Source organism: Parafrankia soli, from assembly GCF_001854695.1.
GTDB classification, from domain to species: Bacteria; Actinomycetota; Actinomycetes; order Frankiales; family Frankiaceae; genus Parafrankia; species Parafrankia soli.
Window position 1 is genome coordinate 59,087 of the sequence record NZ_MAXA01000223.1, and the last position, 9,536, is coordinate 68,622.

General features: G+C 72.7%; 6 protein-coding genes and 1 pseudogene. 2 read left to right on the forward strand and 5 right to left on the reverse strand.

All coding sequences use genetic code 11. The features are described from left to right. Positions 1 to 43: 43 nt before the first annotated feature. From alaS to BBK14_RS20510, 5 genes are all read right to left on the reverse strand, one after another. Positions 44 to 2,686: an alanine--tRNA ligase gene (alaS, locus tag BBK14_RS20490; protein WP_071064879.1), complete on the reverse strand. Its 2,643-nt coding sequence runs from the start codon at positions 2,684 to 2,686 to the stop codon at positions 44 to 46. Between the two features lie 93 nt (positions 2,687 to 2,779). After that, positions 2,780 to 3,130, reverse strand: a complete 351-nt coding sequence (locus BBK14_RS20495) for a hypothetical protein (protein ID WP_071064880.1) — start codon at positions 3,128 to 3,130, stop codon at positions 2,780 to 2,782. Beyond that, a complete protein-coding gene (locus BBK14_RS20500) occupies positions 3,130 to 3,624 on the reverse strand; it encodes a DUF948 domain-containing protein (protein WP_020459303.1) in 495 nt (164 codons plus the stop codon). Before BBK14_RS20500 ends, BBK14_RS20495 begins: the two co-directional genes overlap by 1 nt. Before the next feature lie 347 nt (positions 3,625 to 3,971). Beyond that, complete coding sequence (locus tag BBK14_RS20505) at positions 3,972 to 5,399, reverse strand: replication-associated recombination protein A (protein ID WP_071064889.1); 1,428 nt, start codon at positions 5,397 to 5,399, stop codon at positions 3,972 to 3,974. 73 nt (positions 5,400 to 5,472) lie between these two features. After that, entirely contained in the window at positions 5,473 to 6,618 is a 1,146-nt protein-coding gene (locus tag BBK14_RS20510) for an MHYT domain-containing protein (RefSeq protein WP_241831701.1), read from the reverse strand. Positions 6,619 to 7,656: 1,038 nt separating this feature from the next. Between BBK14_RS20510 and BBK14_RS20515 the strand changes: the two genes are divergently transcribed. Both BBK14_RS20515 and BBK14_RS40380 read left to right on the forward strand, forming a co-directional pair. Beyond that, complete coding sequence (locus BBK14_RS20515; protein ID WP_071064881.1) at positions 7,657 to 8,595, forward strand: FadR/GntR family transcriptional regulator; 939 nt, start codon at positions 7,657 to 7,659, stop codon at positions 8,593 to 8,595. 722 nt (positions 8,596 to 9,317) lie between these two features. Next, positions 9,318 to 9,536, forward strand: a pseudogene (locus tag BBK14_RS40380) (FadR/GntR family transcriptional regulator); the annotation flags it as partial.

Here is a 9,536-nt window from a genome sequence, read left to right on the forward strand (position 1 = left end):
GCGGCCGCGCCGCCGGTGTCCCCCCGGCCCACACCGGTGTCGTTCACGCGCCCTGGTCGGCGACCAGCTCGCGCAGCCGGGCGAAGACCTTCGGGATCATGTCCGCGTCACCGCGTCCGCCCTGGGCGACGTCAGGTTTGCCGCCGCCCTTGCCGCCGAGCGCGGCCCAGGAGTGCCGGACCAGGTCGCCGGCCCGCAGGCCGCGGGTCCGCGCGGTCTCGTCGGTCGCCACGACGACTGCCGCGCCGGCGGCCTCGACGACCGCGACCACCGCCGGCCGGCCGGCGAGCCGGCCGCGCACATCCAGGGCGAGCAGGCGGACGTCGTCTGCCGGAGTGCCCGCGGGCACCTGCGCGGTGACCAGCGCCACGCCCCCCACGTCCTCGGCGCCGGCGGCGAGCGCCGCCGCGCCGGCCAGCACCGCCTGTGCCCGCAGCCGCTCCAGCTCCTTCTCCGCCTCGCGCAGCCGCCCGACGATGTCGGCGACCCGGTCGGCGAGCTCGTCCGGACGGGCCTTGAGCGCGCTGGAGAGCTGCGAGACGAGCACGTGCTCGCGGGCCAGGAACCGGAAGGCGTCCATGCCGACCAGCGCTTCCACCCGGCGCGTCCCGGCCGAGATCGACGACTCGGACAGCAGCTTGATCGCGCCAAGCTGGGCCGAGCTGGCCACATGGGTACCACCGCACAGCTCGCGGGCGTAGTCCCCGACGTCCACGACACGGACCCGGTCGCCGTACTTCTCGCCGAACAGCGCCATCGCGCCCAGCCGGCGCGCCTCCTCCTGAGAGGTGACGTACCAGCGGACCTCCAGATCACGCAGGGCGATCTCGTTGACCTCGTCCTCGACGTCGGCGAGGACGGAGTCGGGCACCGCGCCGAGCGCGTGGAAGTCGAAGCGCAGCCGGCCCGGCGAGTTCAGCGACCCGGCCTGCGTCGCCGACTCCCCGAGCGCCCGGCGGAACGCGGTGTGCACGAGGTGGGTGGCGGTGTGCGAGCGCGACACCGCGCGCCGGCGCTCGACGTCCACCTCGGCGAACACGTCCGCCCCGACGCGCAGCTCGCCGCCGAGCACCTTCACCCGGTGCATGACCAGGTCGGGCACCGGGCGCTGGACGTCGAGCACCTCGGCCTCGCCGCCGTCGAACCGGATCCGGCCCAGGTCGGCCTCCTGGCCACCGCTCTCGGCGTAGAAGGGGGTCGCGTCGAGCAGGATGCCGACCTCCTCCCCCTCGCCGGCCGCGGTCAGGCTGCCGCCGTCACCGATGCCGACGATGCCGACGATGCCCGACTCGCGCCCGAGCTCGGTGTAGCCGGTGAACGTCGTCGGGCCGGAGGCGGCGAGGATCGGCCGGAAGGCGGAGAGGTCCAGGTTGCCGATCCGCCGGGACGCCCGGTCGGCCTTCGCCGCCTGGCGCTGGCGCTCCATCAACCGGCGGAAGCCCGCCTCGTCCACGGTCAGGCCCGCCTCGGACGCCATGTCCATGGTCAGGTCGATCGGGAACCCGTAGGTGTCGTGCAGCCGGAACGCCGACTCGCCGCTGAGCTGGGACGACCCGCTGGACCGGGCCTGGGTGACCGCGGTGTCGAAGAGGGTGGTGCCCGTGCGCAGCGTCTCCAGGAAGGCCGTCTCCTCGGCGACCGCGACGGCCGTGATCGCCTCGGCCTGGTCGACCAGCTCCGGGTAGATCGGACCCATCGCCGCGCGGACCACACCGAACAGCTCGTCCATGACCGGCTCGCGGGCGCCGAGCAGCCGGGCGTCACGCACCGCCCGGCGCAGCATCCGCCGCAGGACGTACCCGCGGCCCTCGTTGGACGGTGAGACCCCGTCCGAGATCAGCATCGCCGCGGTCCGGGTGTGGTCGGCGACGACCCGCAGCCGGATGTCGGAAGCCGGGTCGGCGCCGTAGCGGGTGCCGGTGAGCCGGCCGGCCGCGTCGAGCACCGGACGGGAGATGTCGATCTCGTACAGGTTCTCGACACCCTGCAGGATGGTGGCCATCCGCTCCAGGCCCATCCCGGTGTCGATGTTGCGGGCGGGCAGATCACCGACGATCTCGTAGCCGTACTCGCTGCCCTCGCCCCGCGCGAACTGCATGAAGACGAGGTTCCAGATCTCCAGGTAGCGGTCCTCGTCCGCCTCCGGGCCGCCCTCGCGCCCGTACGCCGGGCCGCGGTCGAAGTAGATCTCGCTGCACGGGCCGCACGGGCCGGGCACACCCATCGACCAGAAGTTGTCCTTCTTGCCGCGCCGCTGGATGCGCTCGGCGGGCAGCAGGGTGCGCCAGATCGCCTCGGCCTCGTCGTCGTCCAGGTAGACGGTGGCCCACAGATCGTCGGGGTTGAAGCCGTAGCCGTCGACGATCAGCTCGAAGGCGAACGGGATCGCCTCGGCCTTGAAGTAGTCACCGAAGGAGAAGTTCCCGCACATCTGGAAGAAGGAGGCGTGCCGGGCGGTGCGGCCGACGTTGTCGATGTCCACGGTCCGCACGCATTTCTGCACGCTGGTCGCACGGTTCCACGGCGCCTTCAGGTCCCCGAGGAAGTAGGGCTTGAAGGGAACCATGCCGGCGTTCACCAGCAGCAGGGTCGGGTCCTGCGCCACCAGGGACGCACTCGGGACCACGGTGTGACCCCGCTCGGAGAAATGGTTCAGAAAGCGGCGGCGGATCTCGGCCGTGTCCATCGGTTCACGTCGTCCAGGGTCGTCGGGATAAGGCACCCGGCCACCCGGCCGACGCCGGGCGTGCACCCGGGATCGGCCGTGACCGGTCGGAGGTCATGGCCGGCGCGCGCCGGGGACCAGACGCATCGTCCGTTCCGGGTCGAACTCGTCAGGACCCGGGGCAGCGGTGTCCTGGTCGCTCGCGGCAGCCCCTGTGCTCGTGGCGGCGCCTGTACGCTCGCCGTCGCCGGAGCCGTCCGCGTCGTCGAGGCCGAGCGCGGAGCGGATCTCCTCCTCCCGCTCGGCCATCGCCTCGCCGACGTCGGCGGCGAACTCCCGCACCGACTGTACGAAAGACCCGGCCAGACTCGTCGGCGACAGCGAGGAGACCGCGCGGGCGACCTGACGCACCACCAGCACTCCGGTGGCCGCGCCGAGGGCGACGTAGAACATCCTCGTCCCCATCAGCGACGACCCCGGCCGCCCGCGCCGGACGCGGTGACCTCGGGCGCGCGGCGCGCGGCCCGGCGCTGCGACTTCTCCGCCTTCATCTCGGCCGACACGCGCGCGGTGACATCCGCCTTCGCCCGCTTCGCGACCGCCTGGCGCACGCCGTAGCTGAACGCGGCGACCCGCACGATCGGCCCGCCCAGCGTGGCGGCGAACAGCGACGTCAGCGACGACACGTTGGTGGTCACCGTCTGCACGTTCGCCGTGATCGCGTCGATCCGGTCGAGCTCCTTGTTGACGTGGGCGAGCGCGACGTTGACCTCGTCCACGGTCGCCCCCGCCTGCCGGACCCGGGCGGTGCCCTCGTCGATCACGATCCCGGTCTGCCGTACCCGGGCCGCGGCCTCGTCGAAGATCTTGCCGAGCTTGTACAGGACGTAGCAGGCGAAGAGCACGAGCACCGCGAACGCCCCAGAGGCGATCAGGCCCGCGACCGCACCACCGGACATGTGCTTCGCCTCCATCGTTGTCGGTAACGCCAGTCGTAGGTAACGCCAGTGCCGGGTAACGCCTGGTGACACCGGCCACCGAGGCCGGCCGGACCACCGGGGCCGCCCTGCGCGGGCCGGGGCAGTCCCGCCGGGACACCGTTCCGCCCGTCACGCCGCACCGGCCGTCACGCCGCACCGCCTGCCACGGCGGCCGTCACGCCGTCCGGTGCGGCGCCCTCGTGCGGTGGTCCGGGTGGTCTGCCGGTGCCGTTCGCCAGTGACCTTACCGACCGGTGTGCACGCACCACCGGTAACCCCCGGGCCGTCCGTGTCCGTCCCCGGCCGGACGGGCCGGCGCCGGGTGGTCAGCCGGAGGTGTCCGCCGGGGGGTCTGGCGGCTGTCCCCGCAGCACTCCGCGCAGCAGCAGGAGCCGCTCGCCCGCCCGCCGCTCGAACCCGTGCCCGGTCGGGTGGTAGTAGTCCGACCCGGCGAGGACGTCCGGCGCGTACTGCTGTCGGACCACCCCGTCCGGGTGATCGTGCGGATACCGGTACCGCTCGCCGTGACCCAGCCGCGCCGCGCCCCGGTAGTGCGCGTCACGCAGGTGCGGCGGCACCGGCCCGACCCGGCCCGACCGGATGTCGGCCGTCGCCGCGTCCAGCGCGGTGATCACCGCGTTCGACTTCGGCGCCAGCGTCAGATGGATCACCGCCTGGGCCAGGGCGAGCCGTGCCTCCGGGAGCCCGACGAGCTCGAGGGCCTGGGCCGCCGACACGGCGACCCCGAGCGCCCCGGGATCGGCCATCCCGACGTCCTCGCTCGCCAGGATGATCATTCGGCGTGCGACGAAACGCGGGTCCTCGCCGGCCTCCAGCATCCTGGCCAGGTAGTGCAGTGCGGCGTCGACGTCACCGCCGCGCATCGACTTGATGAACGCGCTGACGACGTCGTAGTGCTGGTCGCCCTCCCGGTCGTAGCGGACGGCGGCGCGGTCCACCGCCCGCTCGAGGAGGTCGAGCTCGAGGCGGACGGGACCGGCTCCGTCCGGACCGGCTCCGTCCGGACCGGCTCCGTCCGGACCGGCTCCGTCCGGACCGGCTCCGTCCGGACCGGCCGCGGCGAGCGCCGCCTCCGCGCCCGCCTCGAGCGCGGTCAGCGCGCGCCGGGCGTCACCGCCGGCGACCCGGACCAGGTGCTCGCGGGCCTCCTCTGCCAGCACGAGGCGCCCGCCGTAGCCGCGCGGATCGGTCACCGCACGCTCCGCCAGCTCGGCGATGTCGGCGTCGGTCAACGGCTCGAGGGTCAGCAGCAGCGACCGGGAGAGCAACGGGGAGACAACACAGAAGAAAGGATTCTCCGTGGTCGCCGCGACCAGCGTCACCCACCCGCGTTCCACGGACGGGAGCAGCGCGTCCTGCTGGGTACGGGTGAACCGGTGCACCTCGTCGATGAACAGGACCGTCCGTACACCGGACATCGACAACGTCTCGCGGGCCTCGTCCACCACCGCGCGGACGTCCTTGACACCCGCGGTGACAGCCGAGAGCTCGCGGAACCGGCGCCGGGTGGCCCGGGACACGATGTGCGCCAGCGTGGTCTTCCCGGTACCGGGCGGCCCCCACAGCACCACCGAGGTCGTCCCGCCGCCCTCCACCAGCCGGCGCAGCGGGCTGCCCTCCGCCAGCAGGTGACGCTGCCCGACGACCTCGTCCAGGCCGCGTGGGCGTAACCGGGCCGCGAGCGGGCCGGAGGAGGCGAGCGTCTCGGCCAGCTCCGCGTCGAAGAGACTCACCCGACCACCGTACGGCCGGGGTCCGACACCGATCCGAGAGCAGGCGGACGGCGTCCGCGGGCACTGGCGGAGGTCACCGCCACCCATGGTGGGCGTCACCCGTCCAGCCGACCGGGTCGGCCGGGCCCCGCTGGTCCGGCGGATCGCGCCGGTCCACGGCGTCCCAACGGTCCGCGGCATCCGGCCGCTTCAGGGCATCCCGCCGGTTCGCCGGGCCGGCCGGGCCGGCCGGCCCGGGCCGGTGCCCCCGGTCCCGCGGCGCGTTCGACGTGACCGCTTCGAGGGGACCGCTCCGCTGCGCCGCCCAGGCGGCCCGCTCGTCGGTCCCGGACCGCTCGCCTCCGCCGACCCGATCGGCCTGCTCCGGCCGCTCACCCCCACCGACCCGGCCGTCGCCACCGGGGCGCTCCCGGTGGGACGGGCCGCCCTCGACCCGCCCGGCGCCCGGCCGGGGCCCGCCGCGATGCCGGCTGCGCTCCTGGACCGGGGCGAACGGATCGGAATAGGTGACCCCGCCGAGCGCGGCGAAGATCACGACCGCGAGCACGGAGAAGGCGATCACGCATACCAGCATCGCCAGGGTGATCGGGTCCGCCCCGGTGACCGGGGACAGCACGGCGGCCGTCTGGACCTGCGTCGCGGCCATCGCCGTGTAGTGCATCCCGCAGACGGCCACGGCCATGACCAGCGAGGCCAGCACAACGTGCAGCCCGGTGAGCACACGGAAGGCGATCCACAGCGCGGCCAGCGCGGCGACGATGGCGACGCCGACCGACAGGGCCACCAGCCCGTGCCGGTAGCTGATGTCACTTCCGACGTGCATCGCGGCCATGCCCGTGTAATGCATCGCGGCGACGCCGAGCCCGGCGACGACGCCACCGGCGGCCAGCCGCACCGGGCTGTCCGGACGCCGGGCCACCAGCGACAGGCCCACCGCCGAGACAGCGATCGCGATGAGCAGGGACAGCCCGGTGAGCGGCAGGTCGTACCGCACGTCGCGGTCGGCGACCTGGTAACCGATCATTCCGATGAAGTGCATGGACCACACCGCGCCGCCACCGAGAGACACCGCGGCCAACATCGTCCACCGCAACCTCGCCCGCCCCTCGGCGGAAGGTATCCGCATCGCGCTCACCAGCGCCGCGAAGGAGCCGATCACGGCGAGCAGTACGGACACCGCGACGAACAGAAGATCCTGACTCGAATGTTGATGGGCCATCTACACCGTGATCAATTTCCCCCCAGACCAGCCGAAAGACGCCCATTCCTAACACAAGTTCTCAGCTAACGAGAACTTGCGCGCCGAATTACACCGGAGGAAGTAACAGACGCCGCACCGAGCCGTGGCGGCCCCGGTTCAGGACTTCGGTCCCTACGGTGACAGGCCAGAGACCCCTTGTGGCATGCGACGCTTACGTCACCGCGGAGCAATAAAATCACTCTGAGCAACCATTCGMTACTCGCCGCTACGACGCGCGTCCGTCGGCCCCACACCCCGAGGCCCGTGCCCGACGGCCTCCCGAGGTCGCCCCGCTCTTTCCTCAACCCGTCGGCGGCAAACCGTCCGCGAATTCGGTCCGTCCCGGCGCGCAACCCGGCGAATGGTCGGTGAATACCGACGCGGGCGACCGGGGCACGGCACTCCGGAGTGGTTCACGAGCCGATAACGGGGGCAGGGCRCAACCACCACGTATCGGCGTCCCGGAAGTGCGTCGATTTTCCGCACGAACGGTCGAACAGGATGTAGGTGGCCTGTAAGTGCCGGTCACGGTGGATGGCATGGGACACACGTCCGGATGTCGAGAGCCCAGCCGCTCCACCACCGACGACACCGCCGCGCGCCGTGCCGGCGGTGCGCGGGAAGCCGCCACGCAGTGGAAACGGCCGGGCTACGCGCATTCCCGGCCGGCCACGCATCCTCCGGTCACGCTTCCGGGCCACCGGGACACGAAGCGGCGGAGCTGCACAGATGCCAAACGGGCGCGCCCTGGGCCCACATGGGTAGCTGCAATCGGTTGACTGGAGCCCCTTATCTGGAACACGCTTCCGATGCCGGGGGCAAACGTCGGTGCCGACTACCGGGAACTCACCGGAACGGCACGGAACACGTCCGGAAAGGAATCCGAGCACACTGTGGGCGTCATCGCGAACGCCGTCGACAGGTCGCCGGCGCGGCGATGACTGCCCGCCGTCGGAGCAGTCACGGCGACGTCGGAAAGTCCGGCGTCGGCCAACGAGTTCATCCGGAGGAAGAGCAGTGTCTGACGGGCTATCGCCGGCCGGCCGGAATACAGCGTCCGGCGCGTTCCACGGCGCAGCACGGACTTCTCCACGCGGCGCCGCGCCCGCTGTCGGCTCCGCCCTCGGCGGCGGGCACGCCGCGGGCCGCCGCGCCGGCGGCCATGCCGAGAACGGCGGGGCGATCGGCCTCGTCGTCGGCGAGCCGGAGGAACCGACCTCCCGCTTCGGGCAGCGCACCCTCGCCTCCCGACTGGCCCGCACCATCGAGCTGGAGATCATCCGGCGCGGGTGGCCGGTCGGCGAGGGGCTCGGGTCGGAAGCCCAGCTCATGGAGCGCTACCAGGTCGGGCGGTCGGTGCTGCGCGAGGCCGTCCGGCTGCTGGAGAGCCGATGGGTGGCTCGGCCGCGGCCCGGTCCCGGCGGCGGCCTTGTGGTGACCGCGCCCGACCACGACGGTGTCCGCGACGTCGCCCGGGTCTACCTCGACTTCGCCCGTGCCCGGCCGGAGCACCTCTGCGAGACCTGGTCCGCCCTGGAGGCCGTGGCCGTCCGCAGGCTCGCCGAACGGATCGACACGGCCGGACTGACCCGGCTGCGCGGTGCGCTGCAGCCGGCCACGCCGGGCGGGCGAGCCGCGGGAGCGCGCTCGCGGACACGGTCAGCCGGCACCCGGCCGGCGCCGGTCGCAGCGGGCTCCACCGGGGAGGCCCCGGTGCTGCTGCACCTCGAGATCGCCCGGCTGGCGGGCAATCCGGCCGCCGAGCTGTTCATCCGGGTCCTGGCGGACCTCTCGCATCCTCGTGAGGAGACCGACCGGCTCGGGCAGTGGTGGCAGCACCCGCTGCACGCCGAGATCGTCGACGCGATCACCCGCGGCGAGGGCGCGCTCGCCGAGCACCTGGCCCGGTCCTGCATCCGGCGGCACGTCGAGGAGGCGACCGCCCACCGGCACTGATCACCACCCGCACTGACAACACCACCGGCACTGACGCGACCGGCACTGGCCCGCAGTGGCACCGACCCCCGCTGGCACTGGACTCCCCTGGCCCCGTCAGCGGCGCCGACATCGGCGCCGCTGACGCTGACGGGGCACCGGCGCTGACGGAGCTGACGCCATGACACCGGCGCCATGACGCTGAAAACAGATTGCGCGGCGTCGAATGCACCGGCGATTGCGCGGGTATCCAGTCGACCACGACGGATCGCGGCGGCGCGGCGAACATGCTGGTACTCGCACCGCGGTTGGCGCCGCGGGGCCATACACGGACAACCGTACTCGGACAACCACTCGCACGACTTGTTACGCGCTCCGCAGTTGCCCACACAACCATGTCGGACAACAGCACCGGACAACGCCACTGGGCAACACCGGTAGGCAACGCCGCCGGACAACACCGCGAACGAACGCCGCCGGACCGCGACGGCGGACAACAGCCACCGACTACGGCGGCTGACTGCGGTGACCGAGAACAGCGGCGGACAACTGTCACGGACAACTATGGTCGACATCAGTGTCGAAGACCGGGAGGACCACGCCAACAGGGTGCGCTCGGCAGTCTCCTCATTGCGGAACGTGTATCATTCTTCCGCCGGGCACCAAGCGGGCACCGGCAACGGGCGGGCATCTAGGCCGGCCGCACACCTGAACCGGCGGGAACGCGGAATGCCCGCGGCGTGATGAGCCGCGTCCGTCCGGAGAGGCACGGAAGAATGACATTAGCCGAGCACCAGCGTGGTGGCAGGACGGCAAAAGGCCCGAGCGGCCGTGCCGCGGTCGCTGGTGGCCCGCTCGGCGGTGGTCTCGGTCAGCAGGTCCGCGTGCCCAAGACCGCCGAGCTCGTCGCGGCCCAGCTCCGCCGCCAGATCGTCCGTGGTGAGCTCGTCGAAGGCGACGCC